Source organism: Clostridioides mangenotii TR (assembly GCF_000498755.1).
In the GTDB taxonomy this organism is placed as follows: domain Bacteria; phylum Bacillota; class Clostridia; order Peptostreptococcales; family Peptostreptococcaceae; genus Metaclostridioides; species Metaclostridioides mangenotii_A.
On sequence record NZ_AXUS01000016.1, the window covers coordinates 14822 to 33966 of the forward strand.

The following is a 19145-nucleotide window of genomic DNA, read 5'->3' on the forward strand; positions in this document are numbered from 1 at the left end:
TAAGCGCATATAATGAGTGATATAATTGTCAATATATGTTAAAATCTATTTAAATAGAACTTATCATGTTGATTGAAGTATAGTAATTGACAATTGGGGTGATTAATGATGTTAACAGTATTAATTTGCGATGATGAGGCCGTAGCTAGGAAAGTTGTAAGAGATCTGACAGATAGTGTTCTCAAAAGCAGAAAACTTAAATATGAAATCATAGAATTCGCTTCAGGTGAGGAATTAGTAGATAATTATCCCAAAGATGCTGATCTTATATTGTTAGATATTCAAATGAATAAGATGGATGGTATTGTAACTGCAAAAGAAATTAGAAAATTTGATAAAAAAGTCGAAATAATTTTTATGACTGCTTCTGCTGATTACGCAAGGTATGGATACGAAGTAAACGCATATAGATATTTGATGAAATGCCAAAGCTATGAAGAGTTTAAAGATAATTTAAATCCTTGTATTGACATGTTGCTCGAGAAAAAAGACGAGTATTTACTGCTTAATAGTAAAAAAGAGTCAACTAAAATTATTGTAGATGATATTCTGTTTATTGAAACTGATAGAAGAGATGTTGTAATTCATACTGAATATAGAGATTATAGACATAGCATGAGTATGAAACAGATAGAGAAGATGCTAAATCAGAAGAAGTTCTATCGATGTCATACTAGTTATATTGTAAATTTATTAAAAATTGATATAATCGAAAACAATACGATCACACTGGGAGATAATTTAATTCCAATTAGTAAACACAGATTGAAGGATTTGAAGATTAAACTAGCTTCAGCTTTAGGAGCAACATTGTAGAAATATAGCTGTAGTTTAATAGATCCGATTTTTTATTAAGTGTAAAGTTTGATTTATATGTATATGTTTGTATTCTTTATTAAAGCTTTTGTATTTAAAAAATATATTAGAGGGGTAGATAATTTCTTCATACTATTTTTTAGCTGCATTATTAAAGTTTTGATGATTGTAGATCAATAGTAAATATCTTAATGATGGGGTGTCTATTTATATGGATAATAAAGTAAAAGTAGCAATTTTTGATACAGGTATTTATAGGTATCATGACTATTTAAAAGATAATAAGATTACAGGAATAAGTTATGAATGTATCCATAATTATATGTTTGAAACAGATAGCTATGGTGATGAGAATGGACATGGAACCGCATGTGCTTCTATAATAAAGAAAGAGCTTAACAGTGTTGAGTTAATTGCAGTGAAGGTACTAGATAAGTTTGGAAATTCAAATTTAGAGCTTATAGAGGAAGGACTGCGCTTCATATTAGAAAGTGATATAAGAATAGTTCTTATGAATATTTCGGTAAAAGACGGCAAAGATATCAAAAGACTTCATGAAATATGTTGTGAGCTTTATGAAAAGGACAAAATAGTTATATGTCCTACAGATAATACAGCTTATGAAAGTTATCCAGCTATTTTTTCAGGTGTTATAGGTGTAAAAGGGTGTATACTAAATAAAAAAAATATCTTTTGGTACAATGAAAAAGCAAAGATACAGTGCGTTATAGATTCAATCCCAAGGATGGTTTGCAATACAGATAATAACTATACTCTATCTGACTGTTGCAATAGCTATGCAGCTGCAAAGTTAACAGGTAAAGTCGCAAGGCTATTAAACGAAAACCCAATGTTGTCGTTTGAGAGTTTAAATAAAAAGCTTGAAATTCTATCTAAGAAAAATAATTGGACTAGCAGTGATTTAAAAGAGGCTCAGAGGTATCCAGATTTTAAAGTTGATCTATACAAAAATGATAATCAATTATTTTTAACTGTTGTAGATATTATCAAAGAGTTTTTAAATATACCAAAAGTAGATAATTTTATTTATGAGTGTAGTTTGTTCAATAAACATATTGGTTTAAACAGATACAATTGTTATTGTTTATTGAGAAAGTTTGAAGAATATTTTGGCATTGAGTTTGATTTTATGAATATATCGAGACACGATTTATTATCAATATATTCTATTACAGAGCTTGTTGAGACGTATATAAAAGGTTAATAGTTACAGCGGAGGAAATAAAATGAATTATGATGAAGCATTAAAGTATATTTCGAATACTAATAGGTTCGGAATAAAATTAGGTCTAGAAACCATATCTAAGTTATTAGAGTTGCTAGGGAACCCTCAAGAAAATTTAAATATAATTCACGTAGCTGGGACAAATGGAAAGGGATCTGTCTGTTCATTTATATCCAACATACTAATAGATGGAGGTTTCAGTGTAGGTCTTTACACATCTCCTTATTTAGAAAATTTTACTGAAAGAATAAGAGTAGATAAAAAGGAAATATCAAGAGAAGAGGTTACAAGAATAGTACAACTAATAGATGAAAAGATTTCTATTATGTTAAAAGAAGGCTATTCAAATCCTACAGAGTTTGAAATAGTAACAGCTATGGCATTTTATTATTATAATTATTGTAAAGTTGATTATGTAGTACTGGAAGTTGGACTTGGCGGTAGATATGATGCAACTAATGTAATAAGCAGTTCGTTAGTTAGTGTAATAACATCGATAAGCTTAGACCACATTGGAGTTTTAGGTAATTCTGTCCCGAAAATAGCATACGAAAAAGCTGGTATTATCAAAGAAAATGGTTCGGTCATTGTATATGAACAATTAAGAGAAGCTGAAGAAGTAATCAAAGATATTTGTAAACAAAAAAATGCAGAGTTTATAGACGTTGAATTTAGCTCCATAGAAGTTGTTAAAAGTGATGTAAAGTCACAAGTATTTAACTATACCAGCTCTGATTTTAAGTATGAAAATATAGAGATAGCTCTTATTGGAGAGCATCAGATAAGAAATTCAGTTCTTGCTATAAATACAATAGAGTACTTAAATAAAAATCATAAATTTAATATAAGCATAGACAATATAAAAAACGGGCTACTTAAAACGGAGTGGCCAGGTAGAATCGAAGTTATAAAAGAAAAACCTCTATTTATAATAGATGGAGCTCACAATTTAGATGGAGCAAAGTCCTTGGCTAAAGTGTTAGAAAAGAACTTTACGGGTAAAAAATGTATTTTGATTATAGGGATGTTAAAGGATAAAGACGTGGACAGTGTCTTAGAAGTATTAACTCCATATTTTAAAAAGGTAGTCGCTACATATCCTTTAAGTGATAGATCTATGGAACCGGAATTACTAAAAGAAAAGATTTCTAAATATGTAGAAGATGTAGTTGCAATTGAAGATATAAATAGCGCTGTAGAATACGCTATTGGTAAATCAAATGAAGACGATGTAATAATTGCAGCGGGATCATTATATATGATAGGTTCGATTAGAGCAATAATAAAAGAAGAAAATTAATGCCTATAAGTACAGGCAAATTACAGATAAGTAAGATAAATACAAAGTAAAATAAAATCTATATAGCAAAAATAAAAAATCAGTCACTTTTAATATTAAAGTGACTGATTTATTGCTTTTGATAGCTGGTCTGGACATGAAGTTGATTTATCACCACAGTGAATCCCTTCAAGTTTAGTAGCTACATCTTTTGCGTCTTGTCCAATTATTAGGCTCTTTAGCCCTGATAAATTACCACTACATCCGCCAATAAATTCAGCGCTTGTAATTATATTGTTATCATCCACTTCGAAATTCATTTCTCTGCAACATACTCCAGATGGTTTAAAAACTATTTTCATTATTAAGTCTCCAATTCTATGATATTTTTATATATTAATATTAACATGATACCAACTTAACTATATTATTGCAAATTAAATTAATTGATAACATTATTGCCTTTGATATCATATTTATTTAAGTATGTATATATAATTTAGGGGTTGTGAGAGGAGGTTTAACTTGAAAATTTATATTTCTAATTATTTGTCAAAGAGTATAAGTGTAATAGACAGAAAAACACTAGAATTAGAAAGAGAGATTCTCCTTGACGAAAATATTTACCCTCATCATTTTTGCATTGATAAAGATAAAAACTATATCTATGTGCCAAGTCTTTCTGATGGAGTACTTTACGTTTTAGATTTATCGAGTGGGAAAGTTGTAGAGAGTGCATCGATAGGAGGAAGCTTAAATCAAATTTTGCTAAATGATAACGATATATTTATATCCAATGGGGATTCAGACAGCATTTATGTATTAAACAGATCGACACTTGAACCTGTGGCGGTTATAAAAGTTGGTGAGATGCCGCATGGATTTGATTTTAGTGAAAGAGATAAAAAGTTGTATGTTCCATCTAATGACTCCATCTCATGTATAGATATGATAGATAAATATGTAGAAAAAAGTGTAACTTTAAATTATAAACTGTGGCATTTGAGGTTAGATCATTTAAATGGAGATATTTATGTTCCAACACTTGATGGAAAAGTTGTGATATTTGATAAAATTAATCTACAGATTAAAGAAGTTATGGATAATTTCCTATTGCCGGTAGAAGTTAGGTTTAATTATACTAGAGAAAAGATATATATAACAGACTTAGGATATGGATGTGTAAAGATATTTGATTATAAAACTAGAGAACAAATTGACGACATAGGCGTGAACGGAGTTCCTCAAGGTCTTGCAATACCAGAAGATGAGGAGATTCTTTTGGTGTCGGATACGGATAGAAACTGTATTAAGGTGTACGAAACCAATAATCACAATTTGGTAAAGACTATTAAAGTAGGCAAAGAGCCTACAGCTATATTGTGTCTGTAGGCTCTTTTGTATCGCGAACAAGTAAGTCAATTACCTGAGCGTACATGTAAGATGCATTGTTTTTCCAATTGTTACAAATTAGATTTGCCTGTTTCTGAGACGAAACATTTAAATTTAAATCTATTAAATTCGATTGATTCTCTATAACTCTTAGATTTACGATAAATTCGTTTTCACTTTGTTTTACAAAACTCGATTTCACTTGGGTTTCATTTAAAAGACTTTCACCGTTTACATCTATATAATGGTCAACTTTTTCAGTAACGTTTTCAGGTATCCTTGTAGAAAAACACTCAAGAGTCTCTAACCCTTTTTGAGTAAGCGTGTAGTACTCTCTGTCGTTTTTTTTGTGGATCTTTAAAAGTTTTGAATCCATCAGTTGAGATAGCATCTGTTGAAGTGAAAAATAATTTATCATTTCTGTCTCAAGAACAACTTGTGTTATTTGAGAGTTAGTTAAATCAGTGTTAATTTTCCTTAAAATATATAAAACTAAAAGCTTGTGGTATGCTAATTCCTCAGATGAGTTTTCAAACATACTTATCATCCTCCAAAACTATTTTACAATCTACTAATATATTAAACTAAAAAGCAAAAAATTGAAAGTACAATTTAATGATAATTCATAATGTTTAATAAAGATAAAAGTAAAATAGGGTACCTATATAGGTACCCTATTTATATCCCTGGATGTCAGAAATTACTATTTACTTGCAGTTATTTTCCAGCCATTTGTCTTTCGGCCATTTCAACTAATCTCTTAGTCATATATCCACCAACATATCCATTTTCTCTAGCTGTTAAATTACCTTTATCTATACTTTCGTAGTTAGATAAACCTAATTCGTTAGCTATTTCCAATTTCATTTGGTTTAAAGCAGCTTTAGCCTCTGGTACAACTGTTTTGTTGTTTGAACTTGAATTTGTCATAGTAATCATCCTCCTTGGTATTTGATGTCAACAACACTTTTATAAAAGAGATATCAGATTGTAAACGATGTTGTTTGAATGCCTGCTTATAATGTCCAAGAACATACTCTTCACAATTTAGCCTGACAACTTTTTTATCAATGTGATGTTAATAGTAATTTGTCCAAATGAAATACAATATATACTGAGAAAAATATGCAATAATGTCAAAATAATTAAAAAATAAAGTTCATATAACCTATTTATTTAAATCTTAAAATTAATTAAATAGGTTATATGAATTAACAGTAATTTTTTGTGCATTTAAAAAATAAGTTTAAATATACGGTATTTTTAATGGAGGGATAATATGAGATCAAATTATAGAAGGACCAAAGTATTGATAAATAGTGTTGTTTACTTTTGTATGCTTATTGGATTAGTTTTTTCTTTTTCTTATGGTATTAAATACTTTAATGATGTAAATGATAATTCTAAAATGGCGATTTATAGAGTTGATACTGATGAGAAAAAAATTGCCATTACTTTTGATGTTGCATGGGGTACTGATAATATAGATAAAATAATGGATATTTTGGAAAAGCACAATGTAAAAGCAACATTTTTTTTAGTTGGAAGTTGGATAGATGACAATAATGAGTACACAAAAAAAATATCTGCAAACGGTCATGAGTTAGGTAGCCATTCGAATACACATGCAAATATAAAAGAGATTTCAAAAGAAGACATTGAAAATGAATTAGAAACTACTAGAACAAAAATAAAAGAAGTAACTGGTGTAGACACAATGCTTTTTAGACCACCTTATGGAGATACAGATTCTAAGTCTCTAAAAGTATGTGAAGAACTTGGATATAAAGTAGTGAAATGGGATTTGGATTCGACAGACTGGAAGGAAATAGGCGCAAATCATGTAATTGAAAAAGTTGTAAAGGATGTTAGACCTGGATCTATTATACTTTTTCACGCCGATGCTGAAGGAGTAGAAAACTATTTAGATACAATTCTTACTACACTTGAAAAAGATGGATATAAAATGGATAACGTGTCAAATGTTATATATAAAGATAATTACACAGTAGATTCGAATGGCGAACAGAAGCGAAAATAAATAATTAATATTAAGAAGTCTATTTTTAATAATTTTACTGTAGATTGTGTTAAAATTAAAGTATACATCAATCGGGGGAGGGAAAGTTATGTTTTCTATTCCAGAAGTAAAAAAAGTAGATGAAGTAATGGATTTGGAAATCGCTTCTGTAAATACAAGTTTGTCTATTCAAGAGGTTATAAACGAAATGATAAGGACAAATAGAAAAACTTTAGTTGTAATAGATGGCCAGAATGATTTAAAGGGTATTATATCTATGACTGATATACATCATCTAGATAATTCTAAAGAGAGCAAAAGCAAAACAGTAGATCAAGTTATGAAGAAAAATGTGATCACTGTAGAAAAAGGGATAAATCTCGACGAGTGTAGAGACCTAATGATAAAAAACAAAATAGGTATACTTCCTGTTATGGAAGATAAAAAGATAATTGGAGTGCTGACACAAGAGCATATCAGAGACTATCTTTACATGCACTTAGAAGACTACGGAATAACTTTGAAGTATATCATAGGTGAGATAAAAGAGGGTATATGCGCTATAAATAAAGAGGGTGTTGTAATACTGTGGAATAAATTCATGGAGGATCGTTATAATATTAAATCTGAAGAAATAGTTGGAAGTAAGATGAGTGATTTTCTAGAGGGAACGGTCTCTGAGAAAGTACTGAATACTAAGAAGAGTATGAGCGATGTATACTACACATATAAAAAGAAGGGAATGCACGGACTTGTTCATGCGAAACCAATATTTTTCAAAGATGAATTTATTGGAGTTGTCTGTACGGAAGTCGATGTAACTGAAGCTAAAAATTTATCAATAGAACTAGAACAAACTCATGATAAGTTGAAATACCTACAAGATGAAGTTAAAAACCTATCAAAGGGAAGTTTTAACGATATATTAGGAAAAAGTTACAAACTAGAAAAGGCTAAGTCAATAGCAAAACAAGTTGCAAAGACCAACAGTAGTATATTTATTTGCGGAGAAAGTGGTACGGGGAAAGAAGTTTTTTCTAGAGCAATACACGATTACAGCAATAGAAAAGGCCAGTTTATACCAGTTAACTGTAGTGCTATTCCAAATGAACTATTTGAAAGTGAGTTTTTTGGGTATGAATCAGGTGCATTTACAGGAGCAAGCAAGAAGGGAAAGTCTGGAATTTTTGAATTGGCCAGAGATGGAACAGTATTTTTGGATGAGATTGCAGATTTACCGTTAAATATGCAAGCAAAACTTCTTAGGGTGCTTCAAGAAAAGGAAATTAGAAGAATCGGTGGGGATACTACTATAAAAATAAATGTAAGAGTTATATCTGCCACTAACAAAGATCTTGAGGCCATGGTAAAAGAAGAAACATTTAGAGAAGATCTATATTATAGATTAAATGTAGTAGAGATAAATATACCACCGCTTAGAGAACGTAAAGAGGATATAGGTTTGCTAGTACACAGTTTCCTAGAGGAAATTTGCTTACAAAATAACAAACCTATTTTAAATATTACTAAGGAAGCGTTTGAAGTATTAGAAGGTTGTAGGTGGAAAGGAAATATAAGGGAGCTTAGAAATACTATTGAAAATATTGTAGTTCTTTCTAATTCAAATACAATAGATGTAAATGACCTCCCGAGCTATTTAATAGAGCAGACAAAACAGATAGCTATTGAAGAAGACTACCCTTTAGATTTGACTACAGCCACTCAACAACTAGAGATAAAAAATATTAATAAAGCTCTGAAAATGGCTAATGGCAATAAGGCAAAAGCCGCTAAGATATTGAATATACCCAGAACAACACTTTATTATAAGATAGAACAATACAATATAAAATTCCAGAAAAATTAAATTGTCGAAAAACAGACATATGACTAATTCTTGACGAAATATGAAAAAAAATTAACGATCTAGTAAAATCATAGGTTTGACGATTTTTTATCAATGAATTTGATCATTAATACAACAAAAGTGTCCAAAATCCGACAAAATATCCCTGTAAAGTCTAGAAACTCAAATGATTTATTTTGTTAAATCTATGATGAAATTAAAAAAGGTAAAATTTGAAATATAGCAAACACCTTAATAAATGCTATAATATAAAATGTCACTATAGAAAAAAACTTTAACTGATAAAGTTGGCACGCAAGTTGCTTAATATATTCTAGTAGTGATAAATTTAGGAGGGGGTGATTACAATCGTACTTAGACTAGAACTAAGACAACACGTAGGAGCACCATGTAAACCAATCGTTGAAGTAGGACAAGCTGTTAAAAAAGGACAACTTATTGCTGAACCAACTGGACTTGGAGCCAATATTCACTCAAGTGTATATGGTAAAGTAGTGGACATTACTGATGCTTCTATATTTATAGAGGCTGATGAAGATCAACCTGAAGAATTTGTAAAAATAAAAGACACTGACACTTACCTAGAAGCTATACAAGAAGCAGGTGTAGTTGGATCAGGAGGAGCAGGATTCCCTACTCATGTTAAATTAAAAGGTGAATTACCTGGTGGAGTAGTTATAGCAAACGCCGCTGAGTGTGAGCCAATTCTTGAACACAACATGAGATTCATGGAACAGCACCCAGAAGTAATAGTTAAAGGTTTAAAATACATGCTTGAAATTACAAAAGCTGATAAAGCGTATATAGCCATAAAGAAACATCATAAAGAGGCTGTCGCTGCTTTAGAAAACGCTTGTAAGAATGAGCCTAAGGTAGAAGTGAAGTTTTTATCTAATATGTACCCAGCTGGTGACGAGAGAGTTATCATAAGAGAACTATTAGGTGTAGAACTTGTACCTGGTCAATTGCCACTTGAGGCAAATGCAATAATATCAAATGTTGAGACTATAAAAAATATAGTTGCTGCAATAGAAGATAGAAGACCAGTTATAACTAAAGACTTAACTGTAGCAGGAAGAGTTAAAGGCGCTGAAAACGAAGGTCATGTATTTTTAGATGTTCCAATAGGAATGCCTGTAAAATACTTCATAGAAGAAGCGGGTGGATTTGTTAAACCATACGGGGAAATCGTTTTAGGTGGACCTTTCACAGGTAAACACGGTGAAGAAGATAGCCCTGTAGTTAAGACACTTGGTGGAATATTAGTTTCTATGCCATTCCCAACAACTAAGAAAAAGTTAGGAATAATTGCATGTGAATGTGGAGCTCAAGAGCAAAGATTAGAAGAAATAGCTTCTATGATGAATGCTGAAGTAGTTGCAGAAGAAAGATGCAAGAGAATGGTAGAAGTTAATGGAAGATATAGATGTGACTTACCTGGAATCTGTCCAGGACAAGCAGAAACAGTTCTTAAGCTAAAAAGTCAAGGCGCTGAAGCTGTACTTATAGCTAACTGTGAGGATTGAACTAACACAGTGATGCAAGTGGCACCTAGGTTAGGATTGCCAGTATACCATAGTACAGACCATACATTAAGAGCGGCTGGACATAGACTATATAGAAGAAAAAAATAACAGAGGAGGTATTTTAATATGTCAATAACTGTAGAAACAGCGAAAGCTCATGAAAATGACCCAGCAGTATGCTGCTGTAGAGCTGAGGCAGGGACAGTATTAGAACCATCAAATTTAGAAGATCCAGCTATATTTGCGGATTTAGAAGATTCAGGATTATTAACTATTTCAGACGAATGCTTAAAAATTGGTCAAGTTTTAGGAGCGAAATTAGTGAAAACTGTAGACGCTTTAATGCCAATAACAGCTGCTGATTTAGACGCTGTAGTTCCAATGGCAGGTGTAGAAGAAGCACCAGCAAAAGAAGAAGCACCAGTTGCTGATGCAGTAGCAGCAGTAGCTCCAGTAGCACCAGTTGCTCCAATGGCAGCATCAGGACAAACTGTTAAGATTCATATAGGTGAAGGAAGAGATATCAACTTAGAAATTCCTTTAGGTGTAGCAGCTCAAATGGGTGTTGTACCAGCTACAGCAGTAGAAAGTGCAGCAGTTGCTCCAGTAGCAGAAGTTGCAGCTCCAGTTGAAGAAAGCAAACTGCTTAGAAGTTTAAAGAAAACTCACTATAAAATAGAAAAAGTTGAGTTTGCTGATGAGACTAAAATCGAAGGAACTACTCTTTTCATAAGAAAAGCTGAAGAGATCTGTGCAGATGCTCAAGCTAATGAAGAGTTAGTTAAAGATTTACAATTAGAAATAATAACTCCAGCTGATTACGGTAAGTACAGTGAAGCTGTAATGGACATCCAACCAATAGCTACTAAAGAAGAAGGTGAGCTTGGTGAAGGTGTTACTAGAGTATTAGATGGTGTTGTTGCGGTTCTTACAGGAACAGACGAAAACGGAGTTCAAATAGGTGAATTCGGTTCTTCAGAAGGTGTTCTTGAAACTAACATCATGTGGGGTAGACCAGGTGCTGCTGACAAAGGTGAAATATTCATCAAAGGTCAAGCAACTATAAAAGCTGGAACTAACATGGAAAGAGTTGGACCATTAGCTGCTCATAAGGCATTTGACTTCGTAATACAAGAAGTAAGAGAAGCTCTTAAGAAAGCTGACAACTCTCTAGTTGTTGATGAAGAAGTTATAGAGCAATACAGAAGATCAGGAAAGAAAAAGATAGTTGTAATAAAAGAGATAATGGGACAAGGTGCAATGCATGACAACTTAATATTACCAGTTGAGCCAGTTGGTACATTAGGAGCTCATCCAAACGTTGACCTTGGAAATATACCAGTAGTTCTTTCTCCACTTGAAGTATTAGATGGTGGTATACATGCACTTACTTGTATAGGACCTGCTTCTAAAGAGATGTCAAGACATTACTTCAGAGAGCCATTAGTAATAAGAGCTATGGATGATGAAGAAGTAGATTTAGTAGGAGTTGTATTCGTTGGTTCTCCACAAGCAAACTCTGAGAAATTCTACGTATCTAAGAGATTAGGTATGTTAGTTGAGTCTATGGAAGTAGATGGAGCTATCATAACTACAGAAGGATTTGGTAATAACCATATAGACTTCGCTTCTCATATAGAAGAAATCGGTAAGAGAGGTATACCAGTAGTTGGTGTTACATTCTCAGCTGTTCAAGGTGCTCTAGTTGTTGGTAACAAGTACATGACTCATATGGTTGATAACAACAAGTCTAGACAAGGTATAGAGAACGAAATATTATCAAATAATACTTTATCTCCAGAAGATGCAGTAAGAGCTATGGCTATGCTTAAAACAGCTATGGTTGGTGAAGAAGTAAAAACTCCAGAAAGAAAATGGAATCCAAATGTTAAGTTAAATAACGTGGATGCTATACAAAAAGCTACTGGAGAGAAGATAGTTCTTGAAGAAAATGAGCAATCTCTACCAATGAGTAAGAAGAGAAAAGAAATATACGAAGTAGAAGCTAACTAAGATTAATATATAAGTAAATTTGGCAAAGAGAGGAAAATGTAGTATGGATAGATTAAAGTATATATCTTCAGAGAGAATGTATGAAGGAATTATCGTGGAAATTACTGAGGCAAGTGTTACTATAGATTTAAAAGGTAGACTTGGACAATTTAAAATTCCACACAGAATGCTTATAACTGAAGATAAGCCTAAAATAGGTCAGGAAGTTGGATTTCTGTTAAGCTATCCAGAAGTATTGGATCCAGAGCCAAACCAAGAGTATCTCAACAATATGGAGAGAGAAAGACAGACAAGAGAAGCAATCAAGAAAAGAATGCAAGAAAAGAATGACTTAGAAAATAAATAAATTCTAAATTCAAGGTTTTAAATATAGAAGGGAGAGGAAATATATGAGTCTTACATCAGTAAAAGGACTTCAATCTGAAATTTTCGTACCAATAACACCTCCTCCAGTATGGACTCCTGTAACTAAAGAATTAAAAGATATGACAATTGCTTTAGCTACAGCAGCAGGTGTACATTTAAAGAGTGACAAGAGATTCAATTTAGCAGGTGATACAACTTACAGAGTTGTACCAGACAGTGCTAAAGTTGAAGATTTAATGGTATCACATGGTGGATACGATAATGCAGATGCAAATAGAGACATAAACTGTATGTTCCCTATAGATAGATTACATGAAATAGTTAAAGAAGGATTTGTAAAAGCTATCGCTCCAATGCACTACACATTCATGGGTGGTGGTGGAGACCAAACAGCATTCACAGAAAAAACTGGTCCAGAAATAGCTCAAAAGCTTAAAGAAGAGGGCGTTGACGCTGTAGTTATGACAGCAGGCTGAGGTACTTGCCATAGAACTGCCGCGATCGTGCAGAGAGCCATAGAAGAAGCTGGTATACCAACAATAATGATAGCAGCTCTTCCTCCAGTAGTTAGACAAAACGGATCTCCTAGAGCTGTTGCTCCATTAGTTCCAATGGGTGCTAACGCTGGTGAACCAAATAATATAGAAATGCAAACAGGAATTCTTAAAGATACTTTAAGACAATTAGTAGCGATACCTTCAGCTGGTAAGATAGTTCCATTACCATATGAGTATCATGCTAGTATCTAGTAGATAATAGTCAAAATATAAAACCCTGCTTCTTAAATTTTAAGAAGTAGGGTTTACAAATAAAGGTGAATTTAATGGAAGAAAAAATACTGAGAAGGCTAGTAATCAAGCCGTTTCACATTAACGAAGTTAAATCTGGACCGAAGACTAAAATTGACAAAAATAAACTTACAATTAATGTTAGTAAAGTTGATGAACTACTGGCAAATTGTGAATTGATCACAGATATCAAGCTAGATATAATTAAACCAGGAGACCATAATAGAGAAATAAATACTATTATGGATATAATACCGATATCAACTAAAGTACTGGGAAGAATTGGAGAAGGAATCACACATACACTTACGGGTGTCTATATAATGCTTACAGGTGTAGATGAAGATGGCAGACAAATGCATGAATTCGGATCATCTGAAGGTATTCTTAGCGAACAAATGGTCTTTGGTAGATGTGGGACACCGTCCATAAGTGATTATATAATACATATGGATGTTACACTAAAAGGCGGGTTGCCATTTTCAAGAAGCCTAGCTCTGGAATCATTTAAAGTGTGTGACGAGTTTATACAAGAAATTAGGGACATCTTGAAAGTAGAAGATGGGCGAAATGCCGCGGAATCTCGTGAATATTTTGACAAAATCAAACCTAATTCAAAAAAAATAGTAATCGTCAAGCAGATTGCCGGACAAGGTGCAATGTATGACAATCAGTTATTCTCAGATGAACCTAGTGGATTCCACGGAGGTACATCTATTATAGATATGTGTAATGTGCCTATGATAATTTCACCAAATGAATACAGGGATGGCGCTCTTAGAGCCATGACTTAAAGGAGGAGAAGCAAATGGGAATAGGACCTTCAACAAAAGAAACCTCTCTCCATCACTTTAGAGATCCTCTTTTAGATGTTGTAGGAGAAGACAAAGATGTAGACCTTGTAGGGGTTATAGTACTTGGTACACCTCAAGACAATAAATACAAAGACTTTGTCGGTCAGAGAACAGCAGCGTGGTTAGAGGCTATGCGTGTAGATGGAGTTATCCTATCTTCTGATGGTTGGGGAAACTCGCATGTCGATTACGCCAATACATTTGAAGAAATAGGTAAACGAGACATACCCACTGTAGGAGTTACCTTCAATGGTGTTCAAGCAAAATTTGTAGTTTCTAATGAGTACATGAACACTATAGTAGATATAAACAAGTCTGAAGAAGGAATTGAAACAGAGGTTGTCGGTGAAAACAATACAAATGAAATTGATGCCAAGAAAGCACTTGCTTTTTTGAAATTAAAGATGAGAAACCATAGTAAATAAAAGAATTTATTCCAACTATTAGTCTTACAATTATGGGAATTATAGTTTTATTATGTAAAATAAACATATGAAGACCATAGTTGATTATTATAAGACAGAGGGCCATGTAGATACAGAAAAGATTGGCCGAAATAATATAGAAGAAGTTGATGTCTAAAAAGCACTTTTTTCCTAAAACTCAAAATGCGTAGTAGAGAAGCTAAAGATGCAAAATAGGCAAATAAAAACTAAGGGGGATTTTTTAAATGAAATTCAGCAAAAGTATTCAAGCAATTGACTCTCATACAGCTGGAGAGGCAACAAGAATCGTAGTAGGTGGAATACCTAATATAAAAGGTAACACAATGGCTGAGAAAAAGGAATTCTTAGAGAAAAACTTAGATCATATAAGAACTGGTATAATGTTAGAGCCAAGAGGACACAACGATATGTTTGGTTCAGTAATGACTCAACCTTGTGATCCAGAAGCTGACTTTGGTGTAATCTTCATGGATGGTGGAGGATACCTAAACATGTGTGGACATGGTACTATTGGTGCTATGACAGTTGCAGTAGAAACTGGCGTTGTTCCAGTAACTGAACCAACTACTCACATAGTTATGGAAGCTCCAGCAGGAATAGTAAGAGGAGATGTATCAGTAGTAGATGGTAAAGCTAAAGAAGTTTCTTTCTTAAACGTACCATCTTTCTTATACAAAGAAGGGGTAGAAGTTGACTTACCAGGTGTTGGTACAGTTAAATTCGATATATCATTCGGTGGAAGTTTCTTCGCTATAATCCACGCTAGCCAATTAGGATTAAAAATAGTTCCAGAAAATGCTGGTAAATTAACTGAATTATCTATGAAGTTAAGAGACATCATAAATGAAACTATAGAAATACAACATCCTACTTTAGCTCACATAAAAACTGTAGACCTTATAGAAATCTACGATGAGCCAACTCATCCAGAAGCAACTTACAAAAATGTTGTTATATTTGGTCAAGGTCAAGTAGACAGATCTCCATGTGGAACTGGAACAAGTGCTAAACTTGCTACACTTWACGCTAAAGGTGAATTAAAAATAGGAGAAAAATTCGTATATGAAAGTATACTAGGAACATTATTCAAAGGTGAAATAGTAGAAACTACTAAAGTTGGAAATATCGACGCTATAATCCCAAGAATAAGCGGTTCTGCTTATATGACAGGATTCAATAACTTTATGTTTGATGATGAAGATCCAGTCAAATACGGATTTATTTTAAAATAAGTAATTATTTAACATTGATTTGAATACTATAGAGTAGCAAAATAAAATCGCTACTCTATAGTATAAAACAAAATCTAAGTACTCAGTAGGGACGGAATTGTCAGAATATAACAAAAAAAGAAAGGGGACTTGAAATGATAGTCAATATTGTGCGTGGTTTATTTGTTGCGTTTGCAGCGTTTTTTGGAATTATATTTGGTAGAGATGTAGTAAAAGCTAATAAAGAAGGAAAAATGGAAGAAGATATTAGCTTTGGAAAATCACTTGCTACAGGGTTCGTGACTGATTTTGGTGACACTTTAGGCATAGGTTCATTCGCACCTACAGTAGCGATGTTTAAGTTTTTAAAAATAAAAGTGCCTGATAGATTATTACCAGGAACATTAAATGTTTGTCACACAATACCAGTACTTTTAGAAGCATTTATATTTACAGCAGTTATAAAAGTTGATCCACTTACTCTTACAGTTTTAATTGCATCTGCAGTTGTTGGATCATATATTGGTGCAGGAATAATAGCTAAACTTGACGAAAAGAAAGTACAATTAATTATGGGAATAGCACTAGCTGTTACTGCAGTAATAATGTTATTATCTCATCCTTGGGTTGATATGATGCCAGGTGGTGGAACTGCAACAGGACTTACAGGTATTAAACTTATAATAGGTGCAGTAGGTAACTTTATACTAGGAGCATTAATGACAGCTGGAATAGGATTATATGGACCATGTATGGCTCTTGTTTACTTCCTAGGAATGTCACCAGACGTTGCTTTCCCAATAATGATGGGATCTTGTGCAATGCTTATGCCAGTTGCAAGTTCTAAGTTCATAAAAGAAGAAGCTTATAGTAAAAAAGCATCTTTAGGTATAACTATAGGTGGTGTAATTGGGGTTATGGTTGCAGTTAAATTCTTTACTGGATTACCAATGGAAATATTAAAACTTATGGTAATTGTAGTTATAGCTTATACAGCAGTAACAATGTTAATGTCAGCAACTAAAAAAAAAGCTGAAGTTAAATAAAAAGATTTTATTAGTTAAAAATTTATTAAATGGCTATTGTAGTCATTATATTAAAAATAGTAGATTATTGATAATCTACTATTTTTATTGTTGATTTAGAATTAATATCATATTTTAGTACTTTAACATCGGAGGAAATGTAATGGAAGCACTTGCAGTAGCAGCTGCAATAATGTTTTTATCACATCCTTGTATAGATAAGATGCCAGAAGGTGGTACAGCGACAGGACTTACAGGTACTTAGATTTAATAGGAGCTGTAGGTAACTTTATATTAGGCGCTCTTATAACAGCTGGAATAGGTCTTTATGGACCTTGCATGGCTATGGTGATTTTTTAGGAATGTCGCCAACAGTTGTATATCCTATAATGCATATACTTCATCAACTATGCTTAGATCAGTTTCAAAGAAGGAAAAGTTAATAAATAATTAATAACTTATATATATGTAATATAAACAGAATATAAATTTAAGTAAAAGCCATTCTAGCTCAAGTCGAGTTTTAGAATGGATTTTTGCAAAATAAATACTTAAGTATTTGTAATAAAAGGCCTTCCAGTTAAATATATTTATTGTATAAGTAAACAAGAAAACATAAGAATTTAACAAATTTGGAGGGATAAAATATGATATCGATTAATACTGAGAATAACGTTGTAAACTTAAGAGGGGAGCTAGAAAATGAGCTAAAGTTCAGCCATGAAATTTTTGGAGAAAAATTTTATAATATTGATATAAAAATAAATAGATTGAGTGATTCATTTGATATACTTCCAATAACAATCTCAGAAAGACTGCTTCAAGATATTGATATTGAAGAACAAAACTTTGTTAGTGTTACAGGTCAACTTAGATCTTATAACAAATCAATAGATAATAAGAACCGATTGATACTAACAATCTTCGTTAGAGAAATAACTCAAATAGAAGATGACAATAAAGATCCAAATAGTATATTTTTGGATGGTTACATATGCAAAAATCCAGTCTATAGACAAACACCTCTGGGTAGAGAAATTACAGATCTTCTCATGGCTATCAATAGACCGTATAATAAGTCAGATTACATACCAGCAATAGTTTGGGGGAGAAATGCAAAATTTGCTAAAAGCCTAAATATAGGTGATAGGATACAACTTTGGGGAAGAGTACAGAGCAGAGAGTACGAGAAGAAGCTCGACAATGGAGAAGTACTTAAAAAGGTAGCATATGAAGTTTCTATATCTAAAATCAAGAAACTTTATGAAAATAATAACGCCTAATAAGCTAATTTTAATGCAAATGATAATTGGTTTCTGTATAAAATTGAATCAAATAATTGAGTATATTTCATGTGCAGTTTTTAATAAAAAAAATAATTTTATTTTGCTATTGAATAGTTGAGGACCACTTAGTATAATGTATCTTGTACATTATTTTAGAGAGAGGATTAAAGAGGTGAAATATAGTGAAAAGCATGTTACTTCAGGTGAATGAGCATAACGCTAAAGCATCAGCTGAAACTGATGAAATAAGATGTTTTTTAGAGAAGATAAAATACAATGTGGGGGAAAGAATTTTACTTGTAGGCAGAATAGGAAGCTTAGGTAAAAGACTTAGAATGTATGGAACCTCTGTTACAATACTTGAAGATGGTAATTATGAAGATGTCTGTTATTCTTTAGTACACAATGAAAACTGCAATGTTGTCAAAGGTACATTAGAATACCTACCATTTGAAGATAATTATTTTGACAAACTAATAGTGGTAGATCAATTAGACGAAATACAAAACTTTAAAAAGGCATCATTTGAAATTAGAAGAGTATTAAAGAATGAAGGAGATCTTATTATTGAGGATTTAAACTTTAAAAATTTTAAAGTGAAATTAGAATACCTTAAAGATAGATTCTGTGGATTTCATTCAAAATTTTACTACCCACACGAAGTGTTTAACGCATTTCTAAATCTAAATTTTGAAGGAAAATTAGAAGAATTTAGAACAAATAAATACATTTATATAGGAAAAAGAAGATAAATGAGTTAATATATAAATATAGATACAACATGGAAAAGACTAGGCTAATAGCCTAGTCTTTTCTCGATAAGGAGAGTAGATTATGGGTCTAGAATACAGGGTAATAATAATAGTAATGTTGTTTGTAATGTTGATATCTATTCAGTTTACATTGAATAAAATTTTAGTTGTGTTGAAAGATATAAGGGAGAATCTATTTATAAGAAAGAATAGAGATAAAGAATATACCAATAAATAGGGTTAAAGGGCAAACCAATA

20 protein-coding genes are annotated in these 19145 nt (G+C 32.2%); 17 read left to right on the plus strand and 3 right to left on the minus strand.

The window, feature by feature from the left end; genetic code table 11:
• The first annotated feature begins 105 nt into the window (after positions 1 to 105).
• The 3 genes from T473_RS0109355 to T473_RS0109365 all read left to right on the plus strand — a co-directional run bounded on the left by T473_RS0109355 (position 106) and on the right by T473_RS0109365 (position 3362).
• On the plus strand, positions 106 to 816 hold the full coding sequence (locus tag T473_RS0109355) for a LytR/AlgR family response regulator transcription factor (protein WP_242825905.1): 711 nt from the start codon (positions 106 to 108) through the stop codon (positions 814 to 816).
• 211 nt (positions 817 to 1027) lie between these two features.
• Positions 1028 to 2041 carry a S8 family serine peptidase gene (locus T473_RS0109360; protein ID WP_024621661.1) on the plus strand — a complete coding sequence of 338 codons (1014 nt, stop codon included), beginning with the start codon at positions 1028 to 1030 and terminating at the stop codon, positions 2039 to 2041.
• A 22-nt stretch (positions 2042 to 2063) separates the two neighbouring features.
• On the plus strand, positions 2064 to 3362 hold the full coding sequence (locus T473_RS0109365) for a bifunctional folylpolyglutamate synthase/dihydrofolate synthase (protein WP_024621662.1): 1299 nt from the start codon (positions 2064 to 2066) through the stop codon (positions 3360 to 3362).
• A 95-nt stretch (positions 3363 to 3457) separates the two neighbouring features.
• On the opposite strand, the gene T473_RS0109370 is transcribed toward T473_RS0109365, so the two are convergent.
• On the minus strand, positions 3458 to 3703 hold the full coding sequence (locus T473_RS0109370) for a TIGR03905 family TSCPD domain-containing protein (RefSeq protein WP_024621663.1): 246 nt from the start codon (positions 3701 to 3703) through the stop codon (positions 3458 to 3460).
• A 163-nt stretch (positions 3704 to 3866) separates the two neighbouring features.
• Between T473_RS0109370 and T473_RS0109375 the strand changes: the two genes are divergently transcribed.
• The gene (locus T473_RS0109375; protein ID WP_024621664.1) at positions 3867 to 4733 is read left to right on the plus strand and encodes a YncE family protein; all 867 of its coding nucleotides are present in this window, start codon (positions 3867 to 3869) and stop codon (positions 4731 to 4733) included.
• Here the strand turns inward: T473_RS0109375 and T473_RS0109380 are convergent.
• Together T473_RS0109380 and T473_RS0109385 are read right to left on the minus strand one after the other, a co-directional pair.
• Positions 4717 to 5271 (minus strand): DUF4364 family protein, encoded by a 555-nt coding sequence (locus T473_RS0109380; protein WP_024621665.1) that lies wholly within the window; start codon positions 5269 to 5271, stop codon positions 4717 to 4719. The genes T473_RS0109375 and T473_RS0109380 overlap by 17 nt on opposite strands.
• Before the next feature lie 179 nt (positions 5272 to 5450).
• Positions 5451 to 5663 carry an alpha/beta-type small acid-soluble spore protein gene (locus T473_RS0109385; protein ID WP_024621666.1) on the minus strand — a complete coding sequence of 71 codons (213 nt, stop codon included), beginning with the start codon at positions 5661 to 5663 and terminating at the stop codon, positions 5451 to 5453.
• Positions 5664 to 6012: 349 nt separating this feature from the next.
• Between T473_RS0109385 and T473_RS0109390 the strand changes: the two genes are divergently transcribed.
• From T473_RS0109390 to T473_RS18865, 13 genes are all read left to right on the plus strand, one after another.
• Positions 6013 to 6774: a polysaccharide deacetylase family protein gene (locus T473_RS0109390; protein ID WP_024621667.1), complete on the plus strand. Its 762-nt coding sequence runs from the start codon at positions 6013 to 6015 to the stop codon at positions 6772 to 6774.
• Between the two features lie 88 nt (positions 6775 to 6862).
• Positions 6863 to 8620: a sigma-54 dependent transcriptional regulator PrdR gene (gene prdR / locus T473_RS0109395; RefSeq protein WP_024621668.1), complete on the plus strand. Its 1758-nt coding sequence runs from the start codon at positions 6863 to 6865 to the stop codon at positions 8618 to 8620.
• Positions 8621 to 8967: 347 nt separating this feature from the next.
• Positions 8968 to 10254, plus strand: a complete 1287-nt coding sequence (gene prdC / locus T473_RS0109400; protein WP_242825908.1) for a proline reductase-associated electron transfer protein PrdC — start codon at positions 8968 to 8970, stop codon at positions 10252 to 10254.
• Positions 10255 to 10272: 18 nt separating this feature from the next.
• Entirely contained in the window at positions 10273 to 12159 is a 1887-nt protein-coding gene (gene prdA, locus T473_RS0109405; RefSeq protein WP_024621670.1) for a D-proline reductase (dithiol) proprotein PrdA, read from the plus strand.
• Positions 12160 to 12202: 43 nt separating this feature from the next.
• Positions 12203 to 12505 carry a CBO2463/CBO2479 domain-containing protein gene (locus T473_RS0109410; protein WP_024621671.1) on the plus strand — a complete coding sequence of 101 codons (303 nt, stop codon included), beginning with the start codon at positions 12203 to 12205 and terminating at the stop codon, positions 12503 to 12505.
• Between the two features lie 43 nt (positions 12506 to 12548).
• Positions 12549 to 13274: a D-proline reductase (dithiol) protein PrdB gene (prdB, locus tag T473_RS17750; protein WP_077173604.1), complete on the plus strand. Its 726-nt coding sequence runs from the start codon at positions 12549 to 12551 to the stop codon at positions 13272 to 13274.
• Positions 13275 to 13348: 74 nt separating this feature from the next.
• Positions 13349 to 14107: a proline reductase cluster protein PrdD gene (gene prdD, locus T473_RS0109425; protein ID WP_024621674.1), complete on the plus strand. Its 759-nt coding sequence runs from the start codon at positions 13349 to 13351 to the stop codon at positions 14105 to 14107.
• Between the two features lie 14 nt (positions 14108 to 14121).
• Positions 14122 to 14592 carry a glycine/sarcosine/betaine reductase component B subunit gene (locus tag T473_RS0109430; protein WP_024621675.1) on the plus strand — a complete coding sequence of 157 codons (471 nt, stop codon included), beginning with the start codon at positions 14122 to 14124 and terminating at the stop codon, positions 14590 to 14592.
• Positions 14593 to 14837: 245 nt separating this feature from the next.
• Positions 14838 to 15845, plus strand: coding sequence for a proline racemase (locus T473_RS0109435; protein WP_024621676.1), 1008 nt, complete (start codon positions 14838 to 14840; stop codon positions 15843 to 15845).
• Between the two features lie 134 nt (positions 15846 to 15979).
• The gene (locus tag T473_RS0109440; RefSeq protein WP_029791676.1) at positions 15980 to 16870 is read left to right on the plus strand and encodes a sulfite exporter TauE/SafE family protein; all 891 of its coding nucleotides are present in this window, start codon (positions 15980 to 15982) and stop codon (positions 16868 to 16870) included.
• Between the two features lie 626 nt (positions 16871 to 17496).
• Positions 17497 to 18132, plus strand: coding sequence for a single-stranded DNA-binding protein (locus T473_RS0109450; RefSeq protein WP_024621678.1), 636 nt, complete (start codon positions 17497 to 17499; stop codon positions 18130 to 18132).
• A 194-nt stretch (positions 18133 to 18326) separates the two neighbouring features.
• On the plus strand, positions 18327 to 18887 hold the full coding sequence (locus T473_RS0109455) for a class I SAM-dependent methyltransferase (RefSeq protein WP_242825909.1): 561 nt from the start codon (positions 18327 to 18329) through the stop codon (positions 18885 to 18887).
• An 82-nt stretch (positions 18888 to 18969) separates the two neighbouring features.
• Positions 18970 to 19125, plus strand: coding sequence for a hypothetical protein (locus tag T473_RS18865; protein WP_200865887.1), 156 nt, complete (start codon positions 18970 to 18972; stop codon positions 19123 to 19125).
• Positions 19126 to 19145: the final 20 nt, after the last annotated feature.

Bases quoted from the DNA above. Each gene is read 5' to 3' on its own strand.
- T473_RS0109410 (WP_024621671.1), top strand. From the start codon at position 12,203: ATGGATAGATTAAAGTATATATCTTCAGAGAGAATGTATGAAGGAATT.
- T473_RS0109390 (WP_024621667.1), top strand. From the start codon at position 6,013: ATGAGATCAAATTATAGAAGGACCAAAGTATTGATAAATAGTGTTGTT.
- T473_RS0109430 (WP_024621675.1), top strand. From the start codon at position 14,122: ATGGGAATAGGACCTTCAACAAAAGAAACCTCTCTCCATCACTTTAGA.
- T473_RS0109450 (WP_024621678.1), top strand. From the start codon at position 17,497: ATGATATCGATTAATACTGAGAATAACGTTGTAAACTTAAGAGGGGAG.
- T473_RS0109455 (WP_242825909.1), top strand. From the start codon at position 18,327: ATGTTACTTCAGGTGAATGAGCATAACGCTAAAGCATCAGCTGAAACT.
- T473_RS0109380 (WP_024621665.1), bottom strand. From the start codon at position 5,271: ATGTTTGAAAACTCATCTGAGGAATTAGCATACCACAAGCTTTTAGTT.
- T473_RS18865 (WP_200865887.1), top strand. From the start codon at position 18,970: ATGGGTCTAGAATACAGGGTAATAATAATAGTAATGTTGTTTGTAATG.
- T473_RS0109360 (WP_024621661.1), top strand. From the start codon at position 1,028: ATGGATAATAAAGTAAAAGTAGCAATTTTTGATACAGGTATTTATAGG.
- prdR (WP_024621668.1), top strand. From the start codon at position 6,863: ATGTTTTCTATTCCAGAAGTAAAAAAAGTAGATGAAGTAATGGATTTG.
- T473_RS0109355 (WP_242825905.1), top strand. From the start codon at position 106: ATGATGTTAACAGTATTAATTTGCGATGATGAGGCCGTAGCTAGGAAA.
- prdD (WP_024621674.1), top strand. From the start codon at position 13,349: ATGGAAGAAAAAATACTGAGAAGGCTAGTAATCAAGCCGTTTCACATT.
- prdA (WP_024621670.1), top strand. From the start codon at position 10,273: ATGTCAATAACTGTAGAAACAGCGAAAGCTCATGAAAATGACCCAGCA.
- T473_RS0109370 (WP_024621663.1), bottom strand. From the start codon at position 3,703: ATGAAAATAGTTTTTAAACCATCTGGAGTATGTTGCAGAGAAATGAAT.
- T473_RS0109385 (WP_024621666.1), bottom strand. From the start codon at position 5,663: ATGACAAATTCAAGTTCAAACAACAAAACAGTTGTACCAGAGGCTAAA.
- T473_RS0109365 (WP_024621662.1), top strand. From the start codon at position 2,064: ATGAATTATGATGAAGCATTAAAGTATATTTCGAATACTAATAGGTTC.
- T473_RS0109440 (WP_029791676.1), top strand. From the start codon at position 15,980: ATGATAGTCAATATTGTGCGTGGTTTATTTGTTGCGTTTGCAGCGTTT.